The sequence below is a fragment of the Pseudobacter ginsenosidimutans genome (assembly GCF_007970185.1).
GTDB classification, from domain to species: domain Bacteria; phylum Bacteroidota; class Bacteroidia; order Chitinophagales; family Chitinophagaceae; genus Pseudobacter; species Pseudobacter ginsenosidimutans.
Genome location: NZ_CP042431.1, coordinates 4,174,508 through 4,200,461, shown reverse-complemented (window position 1 = coordinate 4,200,461; position 25,954 = coordinate 4,174,508). Strand labels below are relative to the sequence as shown.

Annotated in this window: 18 protein-coding genes; 5 read left to right on the top strand and 13 right to left on the bottom strand. The window is 47.7% G+C overall.

From position 1 onward, the window contains the following. The first annotated feature begins 20 nt into the window (after nucleotides 1-20). The 5 genes from FSB84_RS16740 to FSB84_RS16720 all read left to right on the top strand — a co-directional run bounded on the left by FSB84_RS16740 (nucleotide 21) and on the right by FSB84_RS16720 (nucleotide 7,302). Nucleotides 21-1,658, top strand: coding sequence for a serine hydrolase domain-containing protein (locus FSB84_RS16740; protein WP_130539075.1), 1,638 nt, complete (start codon nucleotides 21-23; stop codon nucleotides 1,656-1,658). A gap of 15 nt (nucleotides 1,659-1,673) precedes the next feature. Continuing rightward, entirely contained in the window at nucleotides 1,674-2,696 is a 1,023-nt protein-coding gene (locus tag FSB84_RS16735) for a dipeptide epimerase (RefSeq protein WP_130539074.1), read from the top strand. A 6-nt stretch (nucleotides 2,697-2,702) separates the two neighbouring features. After that, a complete protein-coding gene (locus FSB84_RS16730) occupies nucleotides 2,703-3,956 on the top strand; it encodes a DUF819 family protein (RefSeq protein WP_130539073.1) in 1,254 nt (417 codons plus the stop codon). Nucleotides 3,957-4,249: 293 nt separating this feature from the next. Further along, a complete protein-coding gene (locus tag FSB84_RS16725) occupies nucleotides 4,250-6,658 on the top strand; it encodes a TonB-dependent receptor domain-containing protein (RefSeq protein ID WP_130539072.1) in 2,409 nt (802 codons plus the stop codon). 77 nt (nucleotides 6,659-6,735) lie between these two features. Continuing rightward, nucleotides 6,736-7,302 (top strand): dihydrofolate reductase family protein, encoded by a 567-nt coding sequence (locus FSB84_RS16720; protein WP_130539071.1) that lies wholly within the window; start codon nucleotides 6,736-6,738, stop codon nucleotides 7,300-7,302. A 21-nt stretch (nucleotides 7,303-7,323) separates the two neighbouring features. Here FSB84_RS16720 and FSB84_RS16715 read toward each other — a convergent pair whose 3' ends face one another. The 13 genes from FSB84_RS16715 to FSB84_RS16655 form a co-directional block, all read right to left on the bottom strand. After that, complete coding sequence (locus tag FSB84_RS16715; protein ID WP_130539070.1) at nucleotides 7,324-7,809, bottom strand: hypothetical protein; 486 nt, start codon at nucleotides 7,807-7,809, stop codon at nucleotides 7,324-7,326. 199 nt (nucleotides 7,810-8,008) lie between these two features. Further along, entirely contained in the window at nucleotides 8,009-8,509 is a 501-nt protein-coding gene (locus FSB84_RS16710; RefSeq protein ID WP_130539069.1) for a DUF4265 domain-containing protein, read from the bottom strand. Continuing rightward, on the bottom strand, nucleotides 8,445-8,621 hold the full coding sequence (locus FSB84_RS31705) for an HNH endonuclease (protein ID WP_207234173.1): 177 nt from the start codon (nucleotides 8,619-8,621) through the stop codon (nucleotides 8,445-8,447). The genes FSB84_RS16710 and FSB84_RS31705 overlap by 65 nt, the downstream gene beginning before the upstream one ends. Before the next feature lie 33 nt (nucleotides 8,622-8,654). Beyond that, nucleotides 8,655-9,863: a TlpA disulfide reductase family protein gene (locus tag FSB84_RS16700; RefSeq protein ID WP_207234172.1), complete on the bottom strand. Its 1,209-nt coding sequence runs from the start codon at nucleotides 9,861-9,863 to the stop codon at nucleotides 8,655-8,657. A gap of 7 nt (nucleotides 9,864-9,870) precedes the next feature. Beyond that, the gene (locus tag FSB84_RS16695) at nucleotides 9,871-10,953 is read right to left on the bottom strand and encodes a TlpA disulfide reductase family protein (RefSeq protein WP_158643961.1); all 1,083 of its coding nucleotides are present in this window, start codon (nucleotides 10,951-10,953) and stop codon (nucleotides 9,871-9,873) included. A 32-nt stretch (nucleotides 10,954-10,985) separates the two neighbouring features. After that, a complete protein-coding gene (locus tag FSB84_RS16690) occupies nucleotides 10,986-12,398 on the bottom strand; it encodes a RagB/SusD family nutrient uptake outer membrane protein (protein ID WP_130539067.1) in 1,413 nt (470 codons plus the stop codon). A gap of 23 nt (nucleotides 12,399-12,421) precedes the next feature. Continuing rightward, nucleotides 12,422-15,985 (bottom strand): TonB-dependent receptor, encoded by a 3,564-nt coding sequence (locus FSB84_RS16685; RefSeq protein WP_225979798.1) that lies wholly within the window; start codon nucleotides 15,983-15,985, stop codon nucleotides 12,422-12,424. A gap of 110 nt (nucleotides 15,986-16,095) precedes the next feature. After that, nucleotides 16,096-17,295 (bottom strand): FecR family protein, encoded by a 1,200-nt coding sequence (locus FSB84_RS16680; protein WP_158643960.1) that lies wholly within the window; start codon nucleotides 17,293-17,295, stop codon nucleotides 16,096-16,098. A gap of 72 nt (nucleotides 17,296-17,367) precedes the next feature. After that, nucleotides 17,368-17,976 carry an RNA polymerase sigma factor gene (locus tag FSB84_RS16675; RefSeq protein ID WP_158643959.1) on the bottom strand — a complete coding sequence of 203 codons (609 nt, stop codon included), beginning with the start codon at nucleotides 17,974-17,976 and terminating at the stop codon, nucleotides 17,368-17,370. Nucleotides 17,977-18,131: 155 nt separating this feature from the next. Continuing rightward, complete coding sequence (locus tag FSB84_RS16670) at nucleotides 18,132-19,526, bottom strand: vWA domain-containing protein (protein WP_130539064.1); 1,395 nt, start codon at nucleotides 19,524-19,526, stop codon at nucleotides 18,132-18,134. 162 nt (nucleotides 19,527-19,688) lie between these two features. Then, nucleotides 19,689-20,945: a thioredoxin family protein gene (locus FSB84_RS16665; RefSeq protein WP_130539063.1), complete on the bottom strand. Its 1,257-nt coding sequence runs from the start codon at nucleotides 20,943-20,945 to the stop codon at nucleotides 19,689-19,691. A 24-nt stretch (nucleotides 20,946-20,969) separates the two neighbouring features. Next, nucleotides 20,970-22,325 carry a RagB/SusD family nutrient uptake outer membrane protein gene (locus FSB84_RS16660; protein WP_130539062.1) on the bottom strand — a complete coding sequence of 452 codons (1,356 nt, stop codon included), beginning with the start codon at nucleotides 22,323-22,325 and terminating at the stop codon, nucleotides 20,970-20,972. A gap of 10 nt (nucleotides 22,326-22,335) precedes the next feature. Then, nucleotides 22,336-25,881 (bottom strand): SusC/RagA family TonB-linked outer membrane protein, encoded by a 3,546-nt coding sequence (locus tag FSB84_RS16655; protein WP_158643958.1) that lies wholly within the window; start codon nucleotides 25,879-25,881, stop codon nucleotides 22,336-22,338. Nucleotides 25,882-25,954 lie beyond the last annotated feature (73 nt).

The window sequence follows — 25,954 nt, the reverse complement described above, 5'->3', positions numbered from 1 at the left end:
ATCATAAAAATCAGTAACTCATGAAACGTTTTTTTGCAGCACTGGCATTGGGTTCCTGTTGTATTGGCGGCAACGCCAGTGCACAGGTATCGCCCAATGCCGGCGCATCGCTGGACACATTATTCAATCAGTATCTGAATGATGGTCCGGGTGCAGTATTGATCGTGTCGCGCAATGGGCAACAGCTATTCCACAAGGAATTCGGTTATGCCAGCCTTGAACACAAAGTACCCATCACCAACGAAACTGTTTTTGAAGCAGCCTCCGTGTCCAAACAGTTCACCGCTGCAGCTGTGCTGCTGCTGGTGCAGCAGGGACGGATCTCGCTGGACGATGATATCCGCAAGTTCGTGCCTGAATTGCCGGACTATGGCAACAAGATCGATGTACGCATGTGCCTCACGCATACCAGTGGGCTAAAAGACTGGCGCAATGTGACCTATCTTTCTGCATTACCAACCGGGCAGCGATTATTCAACCAGGATGATGCTATCGATATGATCTGCCGGCAATCCAATCTCAATTACAAACCGGGTACACGATATTCCTATACCAATGCGGGATTCGACTTGCTGGGGATCGTAGTGGAGCGGGTCACCAAAAAATCTTTCGCTGCCTTCGTGAAAGACAGTCTGCTTACTCCGGCAGGAATGAAACATTCCGCTTTCAGGAACAGGTTTGAAGATATAATCCCGAACATGGCCTCTGCTTATTACGGACCGGTTACCCATCTCCGTCATGGTTATACCACCGATGAAACCTATGGAGCAGCAGGACTGATCACCTGCGCCGATGACCTTCGCCGCTGGAACGAATTCATCAACAAAGGGAAACTGGCCCAGACCCGGCTTCAGCGCTATGTGCTCATTAGTGGGGACACCATCAGCTATGCTGTTGGCGGCGTGCATGTGATGGACTTCGATGGCATCCGTGAGATCAGCCATTCGGGGCTCCTTAGCGGTTACCGCGCGCTGGTACTTTATTACCCGCAATACGATATATCTGTTACCTATATGACCAATAACAAGAATATCATCACGGCAGATTTGCAGGTGAAGATCTTCGAGATCTTATTCGGAAAGAAAAGAAAAGCAGCGATCCCGGCAGTACAAACGAACTATCCTGATGTTGCCACACTCCAAAACAAGACCGGCGCTTATTATGGCGTTGAAGACGAATCAGAATTCTTCAGCTTCCATATCAGCAACAATAAACTGATCTGTCATGAAGCCCTGCTGCAACCCGTTGGAACAAATGAGTTCATCTATGAAACCACGGGGTACCGATTCTCTTCCGGCGGCGATACACTGATCGTAAAACGTGGCGGAGAAGAAACCTGGTTCAGAAAAGCTACCAGCTTCAAACCGGATGCAGCAGCCCTCAAACCCTTTACCGGAGCCTTCTACAGCAAAGATGCAATAGTGGAACTAACATTTGAACTGCGCGGCAACAAACTGGTAGCCTTCCGCAATGGCTACGATTCGGTTGTACTAACGCCGGCGTATCAGCGCGGCAATCAAACAGCCTTCAGGGGATTCGATCATGGTCTCAGGGCCATCTATCTTTTTACCCAATCCAAAAAAGGCGCAGTGAATGATTGCACCATTAACCTGCCCCGCGCCAATTACATCCCCTTCTCCAGAAGCAAAAGCAAATAATTTAAATCGATAAAAATGAAACTGACCTGGTATTTAAAAGAATTGAAAAGAAAATATCCTTTCACGATTTCCGGCCATACTACTATTGCAGACACCGTGATCATGACTGAAATTGAGCACGAGGGCATCATCGGTTACGGCGAAGCCTGTCCCGGTTACTATTTCACAGAAACACTGGACGATAGCATCAACTTCCTTTCAACCGTAAAACTGGAACAATTCAAGGATCCGCAGGACATCGAAACGATCTTATCTTATGTAAACAGTCTGCATCCCGGTCATACTGCCGCCAAAGCAGGCGTTGATATTGCGCTGCACGATCTCGTTGGCAAACTCACCAACCGTCCCTGTTACGAACTCTTCGGTTCCGATCCGGCTATGATGCCAGCCACTACCCTCACTATCGGTATCGATACGCCTGATATGATCCGTAAGAAAGTATTGGAAGCAACCGATTTCAAATTGCTGAAAGTAAAACTGGGTAGTGATAATGACAGGCAGATCATCGAAACCATCCGCTCCGTGAGTCAGCAACCTCTTACTGTAGATGCCAACCAGGGCTGGACCGATCGCAGCCAGGCACTGGAAATGATCCACTGGCTGAAAGAACAGAATACCATTTTCGTGGAGCAACCGATGCCTAAAGATCAATGGGACAATCATGCCTGGCTTACACAACACAGTCCGCTTCCCATTGTGGCCGATGAAGCCGTACAAAGGCTGGCAGATGTAGATAAGGCCAAAGGCGCCTATCACGGCGTGAATATCAAAATGGTGAAATGTACGGGTATGCATGAGGGTTATAAGATCATCAAACGAGCCAGGGAGCTCGGTCTAAAACTGATGGTAGGCTGTATGGGCGAATCCTCCGTTGCCATCCTCGGGGCGGCTGCCATTGCTCCGCAGTGCGACTGGGTGGATCTTGACAGCACCTGGCTCATCAGCAACAATCCTTACCAGGATCCCGTACTCAAAGAAGGAAAGATCATCCTGAGCAATCAGCCTGGACTTGGTCTTCAGCAACATTCAAACAAATAGCGCAACATGGTTTTACTGGCAACCGCACCCCTGATCAGCAGTGATATTGTAATATTTGCGATACTGGTCGTTTTCATGGCATTCGTTCAAAAAACGAGCACCGGCAATAATCGATTCTTCAGGAAATTCTATTTTTTCTGTCCGCCACTTTTGGCTTTGTATTTTTTTCCAGGCATCTTGAATACTGCCAATATTGTGTCGGGGGAAGAATCAAAACTATATGGACTCATTTCGCAATACTTGTTACCGGCAGGTTTGGTATTGTTCACCCTGAGTGTAGATATGAAGGAATTATGGAAGCTCAGGAAGAAGGCCGGTGTGATGTTCCTGGCCGGCGCCATCGGAGTGATCATCGGCGGTCCGCTGACGATCCTGATCGTCAAAAGTTTTGCTCCTGACCTGGTGGGTGGAGAAGGGCCCGATGCCGTCTGGCGCGGCCTTGCTACTGTGGCCGGCAGCTGGATCGGCGGCAGCGCCAATCTCGCAGCATTGAATGAAGTGTTCAAACCCAGCCCGCAGCTGTTCTCTACCATGGTAGTGCTGGATGCCGTGATCGCCAATATCTGGCTGGCCATTCTGCTTTATGGAGTGGGAAAAAATAAAAAAATCAACAAATTCTTCCGTGCCAATGATCATGATGTGGAAGAAGTGAAAGAAAAGATGCAGGCCTACCAGCAGGCTACTGCCAAAATACCAAATCTCTCCGATTCGCTTTCCATCCTGGCCGTAGCCTTCGGAGGATGCGGACTGGCCTACCTCATAGCAGGTCCGCTGGTCAGTTTCATTCAGACCAATTTTCCTTATCTCGAGAAATTCAGTCTCACTTCCAATTTTTTCTGGGTAGTGATCCTCTGCACCAGCATTGGTGTGATACTTTCGTTTACACCTTTGCGTAAGCTGGAAGGAGCAGGCGCTTCCCGCGTAGGTACAGTTTTCCTGTATCTGTTCATCACTGCCGTAGGATTGCAGATGGATATTCTCGGGGTGTTCAGGAACAGCGGTCTTTTTCTTGTAGGCTTCATCTGGCTTTGTTTCCACGCATTGGCCATGATCATTGCGGGAAGAATCATCAAAGCGCCTTATTTCTTTTTTGCAGTTTCCGGGGAGGCCAACCTCGGTGGTGCAGTACAGGCTTCGCTTATCGCTTCCGCATTTCATCCCGCATTAGCGCCGGTTGGTGTGCTGCTGGCCGTGCTCGGTTATGTACTGGGCAATTACGGCGGTTATATCAGCGGACTGCTGATGCAGTGGGTTTCCTGATAACTTGCTTGTCAATTTGGTGTACCGGGGCCGGCTGTAAAAGGCTGGCCCTTTTTCTTTCGCAGTGCTCAGTCGCTCGCTTCCCGGCGAGTGGCTTTTGTTTGTTCGCCTCCGGCGAACACGGTGTCGCCGGAGGCGACGAAATACAGGTCACTCGCCGGGAGGCGAGCGACTGCCACACTCCGCTGTATTTTCAAATTCCTGAATTCGTAAGAAAAGTTCTTGATTACTACTTCTCACCGATAGGGGTATCAATAGATTTGCCTGTTTTAGGAACATTTACTATTGACCAAATGACAAATCCGCCCCGTTCTTATCCCGTATTTTTAGTGTTGCTGCTGAGCATTGCCTCATCCGCAACAGCACAGCAGCGTATACACAGTGTAGTTATAGACTCGCTCACACGCAAGCCTGTGGCCCATGCTACCGTGGTATTATTAAATGAAAAACAGCAACAACTGGGCTCAACCACCACCAGTGAAGCAGGAAGCTTCAACCTGAATGGAATATTACAAAGCAAGTTCACTCTCCTGATCACCGCCATCAGCTACAGTAAGAAAGAACTGAATGGGCAATCCATTCCGGACACCATCTGGCTGGCACCCGCAGTGGAAGGGCTTCGCGAGGTAACGGTCAGTTCCCGAAAGAAGCTGGTGGAATCCAGGCCAGGCATGCTGGTATACCATGCTGCCAATGACGCAACCAATAAAGGAGGAACTGCTGCCGATGTATTGCGCAAAGCGCCTGTGCTGAATGTGGATGCTCAGGGCAACGTGAGTATGCGCGGAAGCAAGAATCTGAAGATCCTCGTAAACGGAAAATATTCCGGGCAGATGGCCAGGAACGCTGCTGATGCGCTGAACATGATGCCCGCAGATATTATCCAGTCTGTTGAAGTGATCACTACCCCATCGGCCCGCTATGATGCAGAAGGCGCAGCAGGCGTGATCAATATCATCACCAAAAAAGGAAGAAAAGAATTCAGCGGCGCACTGGAAGCAGCAGGCTCCAACCTGGAGCAGGTGCTGAATCCGCGCATCGCCATCAATCAGGAAAAATGGAATATTGCACTCAATGGCCATCTCCATCGTTATCGAACAAAGGAAGCCGTGAATACAAACCGGCAACAGTGGAAAGATGGGATTCCCGATGGGGAGCTTATCCAGCAACAGGAAAGCGATAACGCAGCTCCACACGGTTCCGGCGATCTCACCATCACATTCAAACCCGACTCCGTTTCCGAATTCAATTTCGGTGTGAATACCTGGTTCGGCAAATGGCCGCATAACCGTCAGCAACAAACGATCGTGAAACAGGCCGGCGGCGCTATCTCCGATCAATACCTCCAGACCACCACTGCCAAAGAAAACTATCTCGGCGCTGACTTCAACCTGGGTTATACGAGGAAATTCAAGAGACCCGGACAGGAGTTCAACCTGCTGGCGCAATTCTCACCCTCCCATAGCCGTAATCCATATCAGACATGGTTAACCGAAAACATTCATACCCTCCCCGTCTATGAGGAGATCAACAGCAACAAAACCAGGAACCGGGAATGGACAGCACAGGCGGATTACCAGCATCCCATCCTGGATGAAGACCGAATGACGCTGGAAACCGGCGTGAAGATCATCCTCCGCAATGTAAACAACCAGTACAGCACAAGCTCAGGCAACCCACAGGATCCTGCAGGACTGCAACCCGATCCATTGCGTACGGACCAGTTCAAATACAGTCAGGATGTATACAGCGCTTATGCCTTGCTGAAAAACAATTTTAAAAAGGACTGGTACCTGGAAGGCGGACTTCGCGTGGAAAGAACGGAGATCAAAGGACGATTCAGCTCAGGACCTCAGTTCAATAATAATTTCACCAACTTCATTCCGAATATTACGGTATCTAAGAAACTGAATGATGAACATCATTTGTCTCTGAGCTATACACAAAGGCTTACCCGTCCATATATCTGGGACCTCAATCCCAATATCGACGCCAGCGATCCGAAAAACCACTACAGCGGCAATCCCGACCTGGAGCCTGAAACCATGCACCAGGCCGAGCTGGTATACGGATGGAACAGAGGCACAAAATTCTTCCTCAATTCATCCCTGTTCTGGAAACAAACAGACGATGCCATTGTGGACTATACCCAGACCAATGCAGAGGGGATTTCTTCTACTAAAAAACAGAATCTTGCAGGCAACAAAATGTATGGATTGAATTTTTCTTCCAATGCAATGATCAATAGCTGGCTGAGCCTGAATGGCAACTTCAATGTAAATCACCTGGAATTCACCAGCCAGGCGCTGCACATTTTCAATGAAGGCTGGGCTGCTGATATCGACCTCAATGCTACCATCAAACTACCCAACCGTTTTTCTGTGCAGGCATTCGGAGAATACAGTACCCGCATGATCACATTGCAGGGGCATGAATCTTATCAATACATGTACACTTTTGCTGTGAAGAAAGAAATTGTAAAACCGAAACTAAGTATCACAGCTGCGGCCATCAATCCTTTCTCCACCTATATTCCGCAGGAGATCGTATTGCAGTCGGCCAGCTTCCATTCCCTGGCAACCAACAGGTACTACCTGCGCGCCTTCAAGCTCACGGTGAACTGGGAATTCGGGAATATTTTCCAGCAAAAAACAAGGAAGAAGATCGTGAACGACGATATCAAAGGGAATTCGAAGGGATAAACAGACCATTTTTTGTCGCAGTCAGCCCCTGTGAAATACAGGAAAATGGATCAATTTAGCAGCATAAAATAAATCATATGCGCAAATTGATCATTTCCATGCATACTTCACTCGATGGATATACAGCAGGTCCGAACGGCGAAATGGACTGGATCAGATTCGATGATGCATTGTTCGATTTTGTGGGAGAGTTTACAGACCGCTCCGATACAGCTTTGTACGGACGTGTTACATTTGACATGATGGATGCCTACTGGCCTACTGCAGGATCGCAACCAAATGCTAACAGACATGCCAAACATCATTCCGCCTGGTATAATAAAGTCACGAAAGTAGTAGTGTCCACTACCCTTCAACCTGATCCCTCCAAAAAACTCCAGGTGATCAGCGCCGACCTGAAAGCAAATATTGAAAAACTGAAAAAGGAAACAGGCGGCGATATCCTTGTATTTGGAAGTCCTTCCATTGTGAGGCAGCTGGAAGAACACAATCTGATCGATGAATACTGGCTGATGATGAATCCCATTATTCTGGGCTCAGGCATTTCAATGTATTCAAAAGATATTCAACAACTGAAACTGGAACCTGGCGAGACCAAAAGATTTTCCTGTGGCGTTACCGCATTAAGTTTTAGGAAAAGATAAAAACAAAATGAGTGGAAGGCGCTAATTAGAAGTTAAAACCGGGGAAACAACAGTTATCGAATCATACCAAAAAATCCTGGCATTTTCGGGGACGCCTTTCGTTCGGTATGTCTTTGCCGTTTCTTTTTCCTTTGAAAACTTGCCAGTAACTTTTACGGTAAGAGGTAGATGCACGCCATCCCACAATGAATTTGCATTGACTAATTTATTGTTGATTGGTTCTAAATAAAAACGCTCAACCCCTTCCTGGAACTTTACATTTGCATGTTTCGTTTCAAACCATTGCGGACACCTACAAGCGATCGCAGCATACGAAAAGACAATGGTAATCGACGAGTCAGACAGTGAATGAATATCAGTGTCTGCAACGCCAGAAACACTGCTCTCAGGCAGAGAGACTACATCACTATTGCCCTGATCTTGGCCAACTCCAGCTGGACCATTACAACCAATTGCAAAATGAAGGATGAATATAAGTGAGATTCTAAAAGTGGTTCTTTCGTCCATTATTATCTTCTGACAATATAAAAGAAGAGCCGCCAGCTCTCGAAATGGCGGCTAAAATCCATACTACCGTAACAGGGTACCCTTTTAAATTATTCCATCTGTCGGCTGAAACAAGTCAAGAATCATTAGGAACCAGTATTTAGAATCATTAATCTCAGCAAAGCATTGAATATTATTAACTCATTTCTAATTACCATAATTAGGCATTGGGATGTGCTATACATGCCTCCTCATACCCCCATTTAGACATTGCTTCTCCTTGCATTAAAGCTTCCTTTACTATTTGGTAATTTACATTTGTTGGTATATCTACTGCGAGCAAGGTTGGAATATCACTTATTTCAGATTCACAACCTAAATCTTCTAAAAATTTCCTGGTTTTAATAATATCATCAGCATTGTAGAAGATAATTCTTACTGTACTATGTCCAGACTCCTTAATTAACCCCGTTACAAATAACTCTCCATTTCTATTTTCAACGCTCACAACATCACCTAAAGAATATTCAGGTGCATAGAATAAAATATTATCAAGTTTATAAAATTCGCCATCAGGAATAGCCCAAGCGCTTTCGATACCAAATTTTCCTTCTGGTGTATTATTGTGTTCAAAATAAATTTTTACATGTTTCATATTAATTATCACTTTTTGTTCTATTACATCCTCGGCAAAGCACCTGCCCATTTTCAGCAGTTCCACTTCCTCCTTTAGATTTAGGTTTAATATGGTCCATCAATGTAATAAAATTACCTGGAAATCGAAAATCAAGAATAGCACAAAAAAGCCGGGCCCTTTCAGGCCCGGCGCTCATGTATAACAGTTCGTAACTGTCTATAGTGTGTGATCAACTTCCGAAGATCTCTTTCAGTTTTTTGTCCATTGCTTCATCGTTCTCACCGCCGCCACCATAACGACCAACGATCACGCCATTGGGATCGATGAGGATCTTGGTGGGCAGTGAATGGATGCCGTAATAATCACTCACATCTTCGGGGTTTTCTTCTCCGGCCATTTTCTTCTTCATGTCCAGCCCGCGCAGTACATGTTTCCATACACCGATACCGTCCTTTTCAACGGCTTTCTTCCAGGCTTCATGATTGCTATCGTCGTCGGAGATGCCGATGATCTCGAAGCCTTTGTCTTTATACTTTGAATAGAGGCTCAACAGATGTGGATTGCCTTTGCGACAGGGCACGCACCAGCTGGCCCAGAAATCCACCAATACATATTTGCCTTTGAGATCGGCAAGACTGAGGTCCTGGCCATTGATATCTTTTTTCGTAAATAAATGCGCCTTGCTGCCGGGTGATCCCATGCGCAGACCATCGATCTCTTTTTTCAATTCCTGGCCGATCGGGCTTTGACGGATAGCCTCAGGCATCTTCCCATACATCTCTTCAGATTCCTGCAATTTCATGGAGCTGACATACCATCGCATATTGGAGGCCGTTACCCAGGATGCCGGATGTTGTTTCATCCAGGTGATGGTATTGGTCCTCATTTCTTCATAGAAGGGATCCAGTTTGTCTTTGGCTTCCGTGGCCTTATCCTTTAGTTTCTCCAGTGTTGCTTCATCTTTACCGGCTTTCCTGGCAGCGATGTATGCTTCATTGGCCTTATCATAAGCGTCGCTGAAACTTTTCATTTTTTGCCTGGGTCCTGCACTAATAAGTTCCAGCTCTGCATTTTCTTTCTGCGATACTGATCCTGTGAGCGATGCCGCTTTAAGGTTTCCCTTCGTGATCGCCAATTTCATTTTTCCTGGTTCGATAAAGAGCCGGGCCATATCTTCTTTCCCCGTCCAGACTTTTACGTTTTCAAGTAGTACCGTGGCAGATACCGGATTCGGCAACTCGCCGGCGAAACTGAATTGTCCATTCTTCACCAGGGAGCTGTCCATTTTCTGTATGCGTCCCTCTGTACTATACATCAGGTACACATATCCGTTATGACTTCCTTTCAGGGTCCCTTTGATCTCGAAAGGGCCTGATTGTGCCTGCACAGCCAAACCGGCCAGTGCAAGCGCAGACATGATGATGAAATTCTTGTTCATGGGTTTGTTATTGTAATATTTCAGCGAGTTTGGTTTGCAATTCTGTGCCACGAAGGTCCTTGGCGATGATCACGCCATTGGGATCGAGCAGGAAAGAGGAAGGAATAGCCTGGATGCCGTAATATTCCGCGATCTCATTGTTGTATCCTTTGAGATCAGACAACTGTTTCCAGGGCATACCATCTTTCTCCACCGCTTCCTTCCATTTGGAAGCATTATCGTCCAGCGAGATGCCCAACACTTCGAAATTCTTTCCCTTGAATGTATTGTAAGCCCTGAGCACATTCGGGTTCTCAGCCCTGCAGGGGCCGCACCAACTGGCCCAGAAATCAACAAACAGGTATTTGCCTTTGAAGTCGGAGAATTTCACAGGCCTTCCATCGAGATCGTTCTGAGAGAAATCTTTGATGGTTTGCCCAAGCGAGCTGCGTTTGATCACTATCAGCCTTTCGCTCAGCTTCTGTCCGGATACAGATTGTTTAGCTACCGGATCCAGTTGACGGTAAAGGCTGTCGATCGGGGCAAACTCTCCCATCACCGCCATATCAGCGAGCAGGGCCACGGAAACAGGACTGGCCGGATGTTGCAGCACATAAGTTTTGATGCGTGCTCTTTTTGCCATCCTGAAAGAATCGATCCTCGCTTCCAATGCTGCCTTCACTTTATCATCCTTCGCCACATGCAATTGCTGGTAAAGAGGCCACTGGCCATCGGTAATATCTTTAACCGATTTCTCAAAACCCATGTGTTCGTCCTGCGAAGCAGAACCTGTAACCTTACTATAATAGAAAGAATCCACTGTTCCTTCGATTTTTACCGGGTTATTTTCCATGAAGAATTCCATGTATTGTCCGCTTGTGCTGATAAACACTTTTCGTGGATCCGTTACCGTTCCTGACCAGGAGAATTTTCCATCTTTCACCGGCACGGTATCGCTTTTCGCCGGCTCATCGTTCAGACCGGAAATGTACACTACCGAATCTTTGAGGCCGGTGATATGGGCGTCGATACTGGCTTTCCTGGGCGCTTCGGCTGTCTGGCAGGCATATGCGCAGCCGAGGATGAGCGCATACCCGATTGTTGTTTTCATTTTTTGCATGGCTGAATTTTTCGTTTAGGTTTCTATCGGGAATAACCCGGGTTCTGATCTCCGAACTCCGGATTGTTCAATAATTCAGTGCGGGGCACAGGCAGGATGTACTGGATCTTGTCAGTGATAAGAGGTTTCAGCTCCTTCACTTTCTCGAAAGGCAATCTGAGCAGGGCCAGCCATTCCTGTCCGTCTTCACCGGTGAGGTTCCTGGCAGTTTCCAGCCAGATCTGCTCCAGCATTGCATCCGGAGTGGCTGCATTGTCTACCGCCGTAAAGTTGGTCACTTCCGCTTTCGTCATCACTTCTTTCAGAATCGTTCTTGCATTGGCAACGGTACCGCCTGATCTCACGATGGCTTCTGCTTTCATGAGATACACCTCAGATAACCTGAATGGGTATACGCTTTCTGTGATCTGGGAAGGAGTACTTCCTTCAGCGATGTATTTTGTGAAATAATAAGAATCTTCCCTTGAATCATTTTCCGTCCCCACCATCCAGCTGTTCCTGGGATCACTCTGCAACAGGTCTTTGAATCCCTGTACAGCCACATACAGAGAAGACGCGCCGGGCCAGTATTGCTTGCTCACATTGTAGTAGTAAGTTTCCTGGTTTTGTTGCGGACGCACACCGAGGATCACTTCTTTGCTGGCCATTCCCTTTGTTCTGAACAGGTCGATGAGCTTAGGTTCCAGGTTGAATTTTCCGCTGCCGATGATCTGATCTGCCAGGGTAATAGCTGCAGTATAGTCCGCCGCTTGTCCGTGCATCAGGAGCACGCGCATTTTCAGCGCCATGGCTGTCCATTTGCTAGCATAGGAATTATCAGTAAGATCCGGGCCATTGGCGATGGCATAATCCAGGTCTTCGAAAATGCTGGTATAAGATTCAGCAACAGTGCTGCGGTCCTTGGGAACATTGCCAAGGGCAACGAGCTCTGTGCGCAGCATTACACCGTACTTGCTGTTGAGATCCCACCATTGCCCGTAATAGCTCAGTAATTTGGCATTTCCATAAGCCCTGAGAAAGCGTGCTTCGGCAAGGATGTTTTTCTTTCCGTCGCCGGTGAACTTTGTGTCTGGCAGTTTATCAACTGCACCAATCACGCCATTGGCGGCATTGATGATGGAATAGGAATAAGTCCAGAAATAATCACCTGTTACATTGTATTGATTTCTTTCTTCATTCATTTCTCCGTAACCATAACCGAGGAAGCCCGAGAAGAAACCTGGATAGGTTTCATTGGCGCCCCAGTCAGTAACATTATTACCTGCCTGCACATTGGCAAAACGATAGTACACGCCATTAAGTGCCACCACGGCAGTTTTCTGATCAAGTATGGTATTACCGTCCACTTTTGCATTTTCTGGTAATTTCCCCAGTTCCTTGCTGCAGGAAGCAAAGAGCAGCAGCGAGGCAGAAAAGATATATGTAAGCTGTTTCATTCCTTCAAATGATTTAGAGTTAATTAAAATCCAATCCTCACACCTGCACTGTATTGACGAACTGTGGGGAAGGTGCCGGAATCGGTAGCTCCGTTGATCAGGCTGTAAGGATCACCGCTCACTTCAGGATCAGGTCCGGGATAGGAAGAAATGGTGATCAGGTTGGTGCCGGAAACGTAAACATTCACGTCTCTCATTCTCCATTTCTTCATCAGGTTATCCGGCAGTCTGTAAGAAAGCGTTACGGATTTCAGTTTGATGAAACTGGCATCATACACATCATTGCTGGCTGTGTAGGCAGTAGAGTTGCCTCCCATGATCAGGCGTGGCCTGTCTGCATTAGGATTCTCCGGCGTCCACCTGTCCAGTATCGCCGTGCTCTTATTAGTTTGGCCGCTCACAAATTTATTCTGTACATCCTGGAGATAAAGCACTTCGCCACCATAGGAATATGTGAAGAGAACTATCAGGTTGAAATTCTTGTAATTGAGCGTATTGGTGAATCCGCCATAGAATTTCGGTTGTGCATGACCGATCACATCCTGCTTATCGAAACCGGTACTGTCGCGCTCATACATAGCATCCCCGATATTCACGAAAGGATTGAAATAGATCCAGTATGGATTTGCGGCCTTGTAATCATCGATCTGTTTTTGATTTTGGTAAAGTCCCTGGAAGATCTTTCCATAGAACAGTCCGATAGGCTCTCCTTTTCTCACGATGCTGTTACCGAGATAATACTGCGCCAGGGCAGGATCTCCATTCGGATCAGTGAAATCACCGGCAATATCCAGCACTTTGGATCGGTTGCCTGAAATATTGAAAGCGGCATTCCACTGGAAGTCCCTGCCGCGAATGATATCTGCGCGGATATCGAATTCCAGTCCTTTATTAACGATGGTGGCAAAATTGGAGATCACACTTGCATAGGAAGAGCTGGGAGGAAGGATGGTGCTCATCAACAGTCCATCTGTTTTCTTTTCATAATATCCGAATGATCCACGGATACGTGCATTGAGGAAACTGAAATCCAGACCAAGATCTTTCTGCATAGTGGATTCCCATTTGATATCGTCGTTGCCGAGCTGTGTGGGGATCATGGCATTCACCCTGTTGTAAGAACCTGGGGTATACAGTGTATAGAAGAGGTTATCGCCAATGTTCTGTGTACCGGTCAAACCAGCGCTGGCTCTGATCTTCAGCTCATCCAGCCATTTCACATCTTTCAGGAAATTCTCTTCGGAGATCCTCCAGGCCACGCCACCGGAAGGGAAATACCCAACCCGGTTCACCTTCGGGAATTTGGAAGATGCGTCTGAACGACCGGTGAATGTGAAAAGATAGCGCTCCTTCAGTGAGTAGTTGGCGCGCATGAAAAAGCTCAGCAGGGAGCTTTGTCCTGATGTACCGGTTGGCGCCAGGGCAACGGCGGCTGAAGAGAGATTGTTCAGGAATTTATCGTCGGGGAATCCCTGTCCGCTGGCTGAGAACGTATTGAAACGATCTTTCTGCCAGGTGGTTCCGCCTACAACATTCAGTCTGTGCTGGTCATTGAATTGCTTGTCCCATGTAAGCGTATTCTCATAGAACATGCTGGTGTTCTCGGTTTGCGACTGAGAGCCTGTACCGCCATTGGAGCTGCCGATACCATTGGGAGAGGCAATCACAGCAGTGCTGGGCACATAGTTCAGCTGATGATAGTTGGTATAGTTCACAGATACAACACTGCGGAATTTCAGGTCTTTCAGGATATCCACTTCAGCAGCGAGTGATCCCAGCAAGGTGGAAGTCTTTCCTTCGTTTATCCCTTGCAGTAAGGCGAGCGGGTTCTGGTAACCTTCGTAATCATATCCACCGATCCTGGAGCCGGTGAACTGGTATACGCTGCCATCGGGATTGTATGCAGGCAATGTGGGTGGTGCATAGAGCGCCTGTGCATAGATACCGTTGGTGATATTGTTTTTGGTAAAGCCGTAATCGAGGTTGGCGATGATGCGCAGACGATGCGTGATCTCGTTATCCAGATTGATCTTTCCGGAGATACGCTGAAAATCTGTTCCCTTCAGGGCGCCCTGTTGTTTCTGGTAAGCCAGTGAAGTGTAGTAACGGGAGCCAGTGCCACCGCCACGAACGGAGATATCTGCATTCTGTGTGATGCCAGTACGCATAACCAGTCCCAGCCAGTCAGTATTGGCTGTGCCCAGGTAATCGGGATTGGTTAAGATGGCATAGGCACGGGCATTGAGGGGAAGACCTGCATTGGCGCGCTCATCATTGAGGTTCTTCGCCGCTTCCTTCGTGATCATCTTGTATTGTTCGGCATCCAGCAGATCCTGTTTAATGGCTTTGGTGAAACCTGTGTAGTAATTAGCTTCCAGCACCGGCTTCTGGTTCTGTTTTCCTTTTTTGGTAGTGATGATCACCACGCCGTTGGCGGCGCGTGATCCATAGATGGCTGTTGCGGATGCGTCCTTCAGGATATCAATACTTTCAATGTCGTTGATATTTAAGCCGGCGAGACTGTTCAGTCCTCTGGCAAAAGCGCCGGAAACGGATGAGTTGGGATCATCGCTGCCGAAACGCTCGATGGGGTTCACCGCTTCTGCCTGGTTCTGCAGATAGCGGTTTTGGATCTGCACCTGTACACCATCGATGATATAGAGCGGATCATTGCTGCCCATGAGTGAGGTACCGCCACGGATACGGATCTTGGCCACGCCGCCGGGAGAACCATCGGCCTGTACAACCTGCACCCCTGCTGCTTTTCCGGTGAGCGCCTGATCAATGCTCACAAAGGGAGCGTCCCTCACTTCCTTCACATCCACAGACGAAACGGAACCGGTGAGGTCTTTTCTTTTGGTAGAGCCATAGCCTACCACGATATAGTCTTCGAGGGAAGAGATCTTAAGTCTGAGCATCACATCGATCTGTGTTTTCCCTTTCACGGGTACAGACTGGGTCTCATGCGAAACGCTGGTGAACACCAGGGTGCCGTCTTCCGGCACATCGATGGAATAACGGCCAGCGATATCGGTTGTTGTTGCCCGTGAGGTTCCCTTTACCGTTACACTTACCCCCTGGATGGGCACACCTTTCATATCCACTACCTTTCCGATAACGGCTTTCCGAAGTTCGATCTCCAATCCGGGAGGACGAACAAAAGCAAGCGTTTCATCCTTCTTGATGAAAACGGTATTGCCGCGGATGGTGAATTTGAGGGGAAGTCCCTTGAGCAATTCGTGGAGGGCATCGGTAAGCGGAACATTGTTCAGGTCAACCGATACTGGCTTCACTGTACTCATGTCTTCTTTCCGGAAAAAGAAAAGATAACCTGTTTGTTTCTCGAAAGCGGATAGCACTGTTGGGATGCTCGCCGCTTTGGCGGAGTAAGAAACAGTCTGGGCCGAGGTATGAGCATTTACCTGGAATACGGCCACGATCAGGAAGATGATTGTCAGTTTCATCGCATTCACAGTTGTTCCCACGGTGGACCGCCGGAACGTTCTGTACACAAGTCCTTCATCCACCGAGGCAGTTTTGGCAAAGCAGGCGGAATAATTCCGCTGCTTAACAGCATTTAATTGCATACTTTTGCAATGTTTTGGTTAAGTAATTAAGCAGTTCACGCTATTTGATCACTGACCTCAACGATAACCGGGTAAAGGGTCCAATCTTCCACCCGGTTTTTTCATTTCGATCAGGGTAACACAACTATCTTATTCCCTCCTTCGATCCTGAACTTCACATCATAATCTTTCATCTCAGCCAGCAGGTCCGCGAGGGGTATTGACCTTCCGAGCTTTCCGGTGAATCTCTGTTGTTCTGAAATTTCTCCTGCATATTCAACTTCCACATCGTACCATCTGCTGAGCTGACGCATCACGGCTTTCAGGTCTGCATCATTGAAGGAGAAGGCTCCGTCTTTCCAGGCCACTACTTCATCCAGGTCAACCTGCCTGATGCGCAGGCCTTTTCCATCTTCCGTATTGCTGTTTTGCGCCTGCTGACCAGGTCTCAGCACCACAGAATTTCCATTTTCCTGCGGACTATTCTTTGCAACTACTTTTACACTTCCTTCCAGCAGTGTGGTATTGATAGTGGGCTCATCATCATAACTGTTGACATTGAAATGAGTGCCCAATACTTCTACTTCAATTCCCTTGCCGGTTTCCACTTTGAATGGTTGGTTCTTATTTTGCGCCACTTCAAAATAGGCTTCACCAGTTATCTGTACTTTTCTTTCAGTGCCATTGAACACAGTTGGATAACGCAGTGATGATGCTGCATTGAGCCATACCCTGGTGCCATCGGGCAGGGTCACATTGAATTGCCTTCCCCTGGGCGTGGTCATGGTATTGTAGGCTACAGCGATATCAGTTGCTCCTCCATAATAAGCGAGCTTTCCGTCTTTCAATACCACCTGTGTTCCGTTCTGACTGGCCACTACACCATTGCCCATACTGTCAAGCACCAATGTTGTTCCATCTGCCAGCGTGAGGATGGCGCCATCTTTTCCCGGCGGCACTTCCTTCTGTACGATGGGCTGAGGGCTGATGGTTTCCTTTTCTATTTTTTCATTTGATCTCCAGAAACCGAGACCGGCAACAATCACAACTGCGGCAGCGGCTGCATAACGGAACCAGGACCGTTTGTACATCGGTACTGTTTTCCTATTTTTCTCTTCCTGCCTGTCTGCACTGATGATATGGCCCAGCACATGTTGCCATTGTTGCGGATTGTAGGCAGGATCGGCTTCACGGCCTTCCAGCCATTGCTGAATTCCCTGCTGCACTTCAGGGGCCGACGATTCAGTCAGCTCCTGCAGTTCAGCCATTTCAGCATCATTGATACTGCCTGTAATGTATCTTTCTAACAGGTACGCTGCTCTCTGTTGCATATGGGTATTTTGAGGGTTGGCCATGGCCGCCCTGATACTATGTAACCACAGGAAGGAAAAGGTACTATACGGTTAAGAAGAAATTTTCATAATGGCTTCCAGCAGACAGACCGGTATCCAGAAGCCTTTGTCGCGCATATGCTTGCGGATAAAATCAAGCGATTGCGCGATGGTGTTCTTAACGGTGGAAACGGAAATGTTCAGCTGACTGGCAATCTCAGATTGTTTGAGGCCTTGTTCGCGATAGAGCAACCAGATCAAACGGCGCTGGCCGGAGAGATGGTCCACTGCATCGTGAATGGCGGTTCTGATCTCTTTGAGCTCTGTGAGGACAGGTATTTCGTTCTGGCTGTCTTCCGCACGACTTGCCAGCACCCGGAGATGTTTTTCTTTTCGCAATTGTTGACGCAGGTGATTGAAACAGATATTACTGGCGATGGAGAAGATCCAGGCGCGGGGAAATTCGATACCCGGCAGCTGGTCGCGGTTCATCCATACGCGAAGGAAGGTTTCCTGTATGATCTCTTCCGCTATGGGAGCGGATTTAACAAGACCGGTAACATGCAGGTGGAGACGGGCGGTGTAAAAATGGAAAAGTTCTGCAAAAGCGGATTCATCGCCATCGGCAATCCTTATCAGCAGATCTTTCTCATTATGTAATTGCTCAGCAGCCACAGGCACAATTGTTTAGGTTTTTCTATCAGAGGATGTCAAGGTTGCCACTGGCCAATGCCCCGTAGTGGATGGGGAAGGTTGAAATGGTTCAGGCTAAAGTACAAAAAAAGCCCGTGATCCAAACATCACGGGCTTTTTTCATTTATTGCATTTATCTCTCCTCAGTTTCTTTTTTGTTTTTTCACTTCATAGTTTACAGCTTTATTGCTTTTTTGGTAGATCTTCCGGTCTGAATCCTGCATCGTTCTTACACTGTCGATACTCTTCACATAGGTTTTCATCCGTGCATGCTGTTCCCTCAGTTTTTCGGAATCGTAGGAGGCGGCCCGTAATTCCAGTTTTTGCATACTGATAGCGGCTTCTGCCTTAGCACCTTCATATCTTCCTTCATCCACATCGGCCATCAGTTTATCGAATTCTTCAGCGGATTCAAACAGCGCCAGCATTTCCTGCACCTGTTTGTCTTCCCCTTCCTTATATAGTGAAGCACTGCCGGTGGGCTTTACCAGCACACCTTTTTCAAGACTCACCTCTTTCACAGTTTCCGCATCGGTGTATTTGAGTCTGCAATTGAAAGCCAGCATTTCATTGATAGCTGGTGAAGCGGTCAGTTTGAGTAAGATGGCTTTTTCATCCTTCGCATAGATATCGTTGAAGCGGATTTGCACTTTTCCATCTTTTATTTCATGAGGATAGCCGTACACTTTTTCACATTTCACGCCGGCAGGCAGATCGATCTGCACAAGTGCATTCTGAGCCACCACACTGAGCAATCCTTTCAATTCACTGGCAAACAGTGCAGGGATCTTATCAGGGCTATCAATAAAATAATAATTGGCACGGCCTGTTTCTGCCAGCATGGTGAGCAGATCTTCATTATAATCCGCTCCCAGTCCGAACGTGGAAAGAGCGATCCCTTCATCTGTATATTTTTTCTCTACGATTTTTCTGAGGTCCTCAGGAGCTGTGACGCCGGTATTGGCAAGGCCATCGGTGAGCAGAAGCACGCGGTTCACATAACCTTCTTTTTTGGTCGACTTCACCTGTGTATAACCTTCCAGCATACCGCCACTGAGATTGGTGCTTCCGCGGTCCATGATCTTATCAATACTCTTGCGCAGGTATTCTTTGTTTTTGATGAGCTGCGAAGGACTGGTGACCTCTACATCATCATCATAATTTACGATTGACAAATAATCTTCGCTGTTCAGTTGATTCACCAGGAATTTCGCGGCCTCTCTGGCATAACGGATCTTATCTCCGCGCATGGAGCCGCTGCGGTCAAGTACCAGCGAAACATTCAATGGCGTGCGGGGCTTCTGTTGTTTTATTTCGCCGCTCTGCACCTGAACATACAGATAGATGGCATCATTGGCGCCACGCAGGTACCAGGCATTGCCGGGCTTCACGGACCAATTGATGAGTTTTGAAGTATCGATATCCGATGGCTGTTCCGGATCAGCTATTGTTGCCCTGGCCCCTTTCCGTGGCTGGCCTGCCATGAGGAAAACAATGCCCAGGATGAACAATGCCGCTGCGATGAGGAGTATGCGCATAAGTAATGGTTAAGTTGATAGAGTGGTTTCCCGGAATGATGTTCCAACCGGCAGGATTACATAAATAGAGCAGGGCCTTTAACAATTAATTGGCGGAACAAGCCATAAAAAAAGCCGCTCCGGATCACCGGAACGGCCTGCACTTTTACAGAAAATATATTTCTACAACGGATCGCCTTTTTCCATTTTGGCCAGTACGTCTTCGTAATGTTTGACTCCCTGTTTATTGTCTTTGACAAGCTCCAGCACTTTTTTCTGCATGGCGATAGCATTTTCTTTTGCGCCGCTCCTGTAGAGCAAGGTAGCATACACAAAAGCGGAACCTTCAGATGGACTTTCCTCCCAGGCTTGCTTACTCCACTCCAGTGCAGTTTTCATCACTTTCTTATCGTCACTCCGGCCCAGGCTCCTGGCAAAGGAGACCAGCTCTTCGGAATGGAGTTCATTTTTATATTTTTTCACAAAGGGGATCACCTCTTTAGCAAAATCCTCTTTTTTACCGGAGAATTGCAGGTGCAGGAGGTCCACTTTTTTGATCAGCATGTCTGCCATGCCCGGAAACTGCTGACGGATCTTTTCCTTCACCGCAGGAGCTCCATCATCTGATTTGCTCATCAGCCATTCATTGGCGCCGGATTCCATCATGGCTACGCGGGTAACTTTACGCTGTGCAAAACCTTTACCCATGATAGCATTGATCTTTGCAGGATTTTCCAGGAACAAACGGAAACTGAGATCGGAAGAATGATTGGTGAACTGGTCAAGGAATTCCAGGTTCTCTTTGGTGAACAGATTGGTCTGTTGCTTCAGGTATGCCTGAGATAAACGTGCAGCATTCACTCCATCATATTTCTGTTTTGCTTCGATAGCCATTTCCCGCAGCTTCGCAGGATTGCCTTCGGCCTCCTTCACAGCATTTTCCATTTTTGTATAATGTTGTGTGGAAGGATCAAGGGCCTGGCCTGAAACTTTTATGAACTCCTTCCCTTCTTTGGTGGAACCTACGTACAAATGCACCAGCTTGCCATCAGGATTGAAATACAGGAATGTTGGATAGGCCAGTACATTGTATTCTCTGGCAATGGCGGCAGCATCATCATACCATTTCTGAATTTCCTCATTGTCTTTGTTCGTTTTATCCATCTGCACTTTCACGTTCACGAACTTTTCATTGAAAAATTCACCTACTTCTTCCAAAGGGAACACCTGCTGGCTCATCATTTTGCAGGGGCCGCACCAGGTGGTGAAGCAATCCATGAAGATGAACTTGTTTTCTTTTTTCGCTTTCTCTTTTACTTCCTGCCAGGTAAGGCCATGTTCGAAATGAATTCCTTTTTCCTGTGCAGACACAGACAGGTTCAGCATTACAAAGAGAAAAAACGTACAACAGATGGCTAAGATCGTTTTCTTGTTTTCCATGATATCTTTTTTCAGGATGAGTGTTCATCTTTCATTGGGTACTATACCGGGACTGATCTCCAGTACTCTTGGAGGGATCGGATATGCATAGAGTTTACTATCAGGAGCCAGGGTATAGGTAGCCGACTTGAAAGTATGTATAATTGTTTTTGCAAGTGCAGCTTCTTTGTTAATTCTTTTCAGATCAAAGAACCTGGCAGCAGTACAGAACAGTTCTCTCCTTCTTTCATCCAGCACTGTATTCAATGCTTCAGCCGGTGTGGCAGCGGAAAGATCTGCATACTCCAGGGGCTTGAATCTTTTTTGCCTGAGCTGGTTCAACAGGCCAATGGCGCCATCTTTGTCCCCTGACCTGGCCAGGCATTCGGCTTTCACCAGCATCATTTCGGGAACAGTAGGCCCGGTATTCCTGGTGCGAAAATCGATGAACTCACCATAAAATGTTACGCCTACCAGGTTGAGCGTTGTTTTTCCATCTGCCGTGAACAATACGCGGCGCAGGTCCTGAGTGCCCAGCAGGTTCAGCAGATCCGGACTGATGAACATCGTCGCATAGGGATTACCGGCATGCCGCTGGTAGATCACTTCGGGGTGACTGATGTACAAAGGCAATGAGCGCGGATTCGCAACAACGGTGTTGAGGTCGAGAACAGTGCTCCTGTATTTCAAAGTGCTGTCGGCCATCTTCTCTGCATTCGCATAATCACGCATCATCAGCCTGGTTCTGCAAAGCATGGCAAAGGCCGAGGCTTTGGAAGGGATATAATTATTGGCCGTAGTAGCGGGCAATAAAGAAGCCGCCTGTTCCAGGTCTTTGATGATTTGCGTATATACTTCACTGACAGGTTTTCTCATGAGGTCAGCCTGCAGATCAGCTTGCAGCACCAAAGGCACGCCATGATCCGCTGCTGCAGTAGCTGCGTCATATGCTTTCGCATAGATATTAACCAGCGCCCAGTAGTTATGTGCGCGGAGCGTCAATGCTTCTCCCAGTAACAATTCTTTTTCGCGTTCAGTACCGCCAGTTGACTTCATCACTTCATTGATCACCACATTGGCAACATAGATCTGCGCGTACATATTATTCCACTCAGCATCATCTGCATTTTGCAGGTAGATATCGTTCTGAAAAGTGAAGAGGTTAACCGAAGTGAGTCCCAGCCCGTTCTCCAGGGCGGGATCGGAACTGTAGTCGAGGTTATCTGTCATCAGTTCCTGAGTGCCGTATCCGGGCAGCAGTTTATTGGTGTTGTTGAGCAGCAGGCGGTAGTCCCTTGTTTCCTTCGGGATGATCTTTCCCTTCGGCACAATGTCAACATATTTCTTGCAGGACGCCAGCGCCGCCATGAAACTTATACTGATTATGATTGCGATTCTCATCAGGTTGAATTTAGAAGTTAATACGAACGGCGCCGATCACGGAAGCAGCCGGAGGCAGGTTCAGCTGCCCTTCATAAGGAATGAAATCCGGATCGATACCCTGGTTGCCACTTGTCCAGATCCAGAGGTTACGGCCCTGCAGGCTCACCTGCAATCCTTTCAGGAAACTTTTGCCCAGCATTTTTGCGGGGAAGGAATAGATCAGCATCAGTTCACGAAGGCGAACATGATCTGCATTCCTGATCAGGAGATCCGCCTGTTCATAACGCGAATAATTGGAAGGCTGTCCCTGCGATGGTAAACCCGGCACATTGGTGATCGCTTCATCGCCCGCCTTGCGCCACCGGTTGGCCACATCGCTGTTCAGTCTTTTCTGTGTGATGTAGCTGGAATAATTGCCGCCGGAAGGATATCGGTACACATGCCCGAGCTTATAGGTGAAGAGTGCAGACAATTCAAATCCTTTCCAGGTGAATGTATTGTTCCATCCACCGAAATATGGTGGAACAGTACGACCACTGTATAGGAGTGCGTTATTACTGGAAATGGTTTTGGTAACGTCCATTTCTTTTCCGGTCTCATCATATACCAGGGGTTGTCCTTTTGTATCCAGCGAAGCCCAGCGATAGCTGTACAACCTGTCGAGCGGATCACCTACAACTGGATTTGCCTGGTTAAGATAATAAGTGGCGGTGTTCAGCTGGAGATCGGTCTTCACCACTTCATTGGTATTCCAGGCAAAGGTGATGCGGGATTCCCATCCGAAATCTTTTTTATCGATGATCTTTCCGTTCAGGGTCACTTCAAATCCCTTTCCTTTCATATCGGCGGTATTCACCGTTACGCGTGTGAAACCTACTGTTGGGTTCACAGCGGCAGGCCCCAGCAGGTCAGTATTCTTCTTATTGTAGTATTCCACTGATCCGGAGATCCTGTTGTTAAGAACAGCGAAATCCATACCCAGGTTCAGCGTGGTGGTTTTCTCCCAGCGCAGGTAAGGATTGGAGGGATTGGAAATGTTCGCATAGGCCTGACCGAGATTAATATCATTGCCGCTGATGGTGGCAATCAGGAATGGGCTGGTGGTTTTGTCCACATTTCCATTAACGCCATAGGTCAGACGAAGATTGAGCATATCCACCCAGGACTGATTGAACCAGGTTTCGCGGTTGATCTTCCAGGCAGCGCCGGCAGACCAGAGCGGAGTTGCCCTGTACTTGCTGTCTGCACCAAAGAGGTTACTGTCATCCATACGCGCACTTCCTGTGATGGTATAGCGGTTCCTGAAAGTATAAGCAGCGTTGGCATAGTAAGAAAGATACCTGTCTTTATCTTCGGTATTAAAGGCAGGATCAGTGAGCAAGATCTGTGAATTGGTAACGGCAGCGGTATACCTGGTGCCATATGCAACGGGCTGTGAGGTCAGATCCCTGTCGTTATAACCATATCTAGTATTGCCGGAAGCCATGCGATAGAATTCACGCATTTCTGCACCTGCCACGGCATCGATATGATGATCAGCGCCAAAATCCCTGGAATAGTTGATCAATCCACGGAGATTGTAATGATTCATTTCAGTGGTGCTTTCCGTGAGGATCCCACCTTTCTGATATCCGTATACAAGGGCCTGTGTAGCAGGATTGATGGAAGTAGCAGTGTTCACCAGGTTACGCGCCGCATAGGTATTGGGGTTAGCATAGTTGCGGGTTTTGAGATAGCTCTTCTCCAGCATGTATTTTACGCCAATGGTCAATCCTTTGATCACTTTGTAATCAAGACCGAAGTTTAGACGATAGGTATTGTCGCGGTTGGTAATGTCGCGATTATCCAGCTCATCCAGGTAGTTGAAGGTCCATGGCAGGTAGCCTTTCGAGACCAGGTCATCGATCTTGGTTCGATAATAATTCCTGTATTGCTGCACGCGGTTGCCATCGGCATCCACAATCTGATCATAGGGCATGAAAGTATTGATGCCGGGCGCGAGTGCACTGATACCGAAACCATTCCTGTTTTCCTTCACCATCGCCACATTGAAGTTGCCGGAGAAGGTGAATTTCTCCAGGAAGTTGAGGGTATGCGTGGCATCCACTGTGATGCGCTGCGCTTTATCTCCCACAGCATTTGGTTTTTCATTGGCATAGGAAGCGGAGAGATAGGTTTTGGAAAAACGTTCTCCGCCGGAAAGTGAAATACTGTGCACCTGGTTGAAAGGTTGCTGTAACAGGTATTTCTCGTACTGGTCCCTGAAATCGCGGCCACGTAATTCATCCAGCATGGCATCTTTTTGTTCGGTACTGATCATACCATGTTTATGCCTGAAGAGAATATCAGCTGCGAGTGTTGTGGGAGGCGGATTGGTTTGAGCGAAAGGATCGGCCAGCACATTCTTGCTCACCATTTCCTCTTCGAGATCTATCTGTTGCGCCGAATTGAGTGTTGGCTGGTAAGAGAGCCTGGGCTTGCCCGTCCAGCTAAGTGTGCTGGAATAATTGAAGTTCCATCCTTTGTTGAAATTTCCTTTTCTGGTTTCGATCACGATCACGCCATTGGCAGATCTTGCTCCCCAAATGGAAGCGGCGGCGGCATCTTTGAGAACAGTAATATTTTCGATATCATCGGGATTGATGAAGCGGAGGTCGAGCTCGGTAGGAAAACCATCTACCACCACCAGCGGATCCTGGTTGGCATTGATGGTATTGCGACCACGCACACGGATGCTGCTACGACTATTGGAATTGATGAGTCCTGCATCTGCCTGTGTGATGTTCACCAAAACCCCGCTGATAGTACCTTCCAGCCGGTCCACAATATTGGGTGTAGCTTTCTTGCGAATTTCTGCACCGCTCAATTGTCCGAATGATCCGGAGGATCTTTCTTTCGGCAAGATCTGGTAGCCTGTACTTACCACAGATACTTCCTGCATAGCTTCAGCCGCGGGCGACAAGCAAATATGGACTCCGCTGGCAATTTCCATTTCAGAAACTGTGTTCTTTTTTCCATTTCCAGATAATGATTGCACCAATGCCCTGGTAGCGGAAACGATCTTGCACTCTTTGCTTTCATATCCAACATAACTGATGCGCAGCACATCATTCACATTTGCATTGAGCGTAAATCGGCCATCGGGGCCGGTTACAGCCGACCTGTTGCTGCCCTTCACCAGGATAGTGGCGCCTGGTAATCCGGCTCCTCCACAATCGGTGATCACGCCAGTTACAGGGAATTGAAGCAATGGCCTGGTTACGGGAACCGGATCAGCTGCAGGCTGCGCAGTCAGGAGAATGGATTTGTTGAAATAGGTGAACTCGATCCCTCTTCCTGTAAGCACTTCTTTCAGGAATTGGTCGAGCGGCATATTGGTAGCCGTTACGGAAACAGGTTTTACCTGTTTCAGCAGATTTTCATCGTACAGGAAAATGTAGCCGGTCTGTTTCTTTACCACATCCAGTACTTTTTCCAGCGGGGCATTGTCTGCCCGGTAGTTGATCTTTTGCGAAATGCCTTTTGCACTTACGGTCAGGAAGGCGGCAGTCAGCAGAATCATTGTCAGTTTCATTACTAACAAAATTTTGGTTATGGGTCGTATACCCCCACGGGCAGTACGGTTCCCCATAGCAGTTTTTTGCATA

Coding starts and splice junctions, on each gene's coding strand:
- FSB84_RS16665 (WP_130539063.1), bottom strand. CDS start 20,945: ATGGAAAACAAGAAAACGATCTTAGCCATCTGTTGTACGTTTTTTCTC.
- FSB84_RS16680 (WP_158643960.1), bottom strand. CDS start 17,295: ATGCAACAGAGAGCAGCGTACCTGTTAGAAAGATACATTACAGGCAGT.
- FSB84_RS16720 (WP_130539071.1), top strand. CDS start 6,736: ATGCGCAAATTGATCATTTCCATGCATACTTCACTCGATGGATATACA.
- FSB84_RS16715 (WP_130539070.1), bottom strand. CDS start 7,809: ATGGACGAAAGAACCACTTTTAGAATCTCACTTATATTCATCCTTCAT.
- FSB84_RS16725 (WP_130539072.1), top strand. CDS start 4,250: ATGACAAATCCGCCCCGTTCTTATCCCGTATTTTTAGTGTTGCTGCTG.
- FSB84_RS16730 (WP_130539073.1), top strand. CDS start 2,703: ATGGTTTTACTGGCAACCGCACCCCTGATCAGCAGTGATATTGTAATA.
- FSB84_RS16695 (WP_158643961.1), bottom strand. CDS start 10,953: ATGAAAACAACAATCGGGTATGCGCTCATCCTCGGCTGCGCATATGCC.
- FSB84_RS16660 (WP_130539062.1), bottom strand. CDS start 22,325: ATGAGAATCGCAATCATAATCAGTATAAGTTTCATGGCGGCGCTGGCG.
- FSB84_RS16655 (WP_158643958.1), bottom strand. CDS start 25,881: ATGAAACTGACAATGATTCTGCTGACTGCCGCCTTCCTGACCGTAAGT.
- FSB84_RS16700 (WP_207234172.1), bottom strand. CDS start 9,863: ATGAACAAGAATTTCATCATCATGTCTGCGCTTGCACTGGCCGGTTTG.
- FSB84_RS16690 (WP_130539067.1), bottom strand. CDS start 12,398: ATGAAACAGCTTACATATATCTTTTCTGCCTCGCTGCTGCTCTTTGCT.
- FSB84_RS16685 (WP_225979798.1), bottom strand. CDS start 15,985: ATGCAATTAAATGCTGTTAAGCAGCGGAATTATTCCGCCTGCTTTGCC.
- FSB84_RS16740 (WP_130539075.1), top strand. CDS start 21: ATGAAACGTTTTTTTGCAGCACTGGCATTGGGTTCCTGTTGTATTGGC.
- FSB84_RS16670 (WP_130539064.1), bottom strand. CDS start 19,526: ATGCGCATACTCCTCATCGCAGCGGCATTGTTCATCCTGGGCATTGTT.
- FSB84_RS16735 (WP_130539074.1), top strand. CDS start 1,674: ATGAAACTGACCTGGTATTTAAAAGAATTGAAAAGAAAATATCCTTTC.
- FSB84_RS31705 (WP_207234173.1), bottom strand. CDS start 8,621: ATGAGCGCCGGGCCTGAAAGGGCCCGGCTTTTTTGTGCTATTCTTGAT.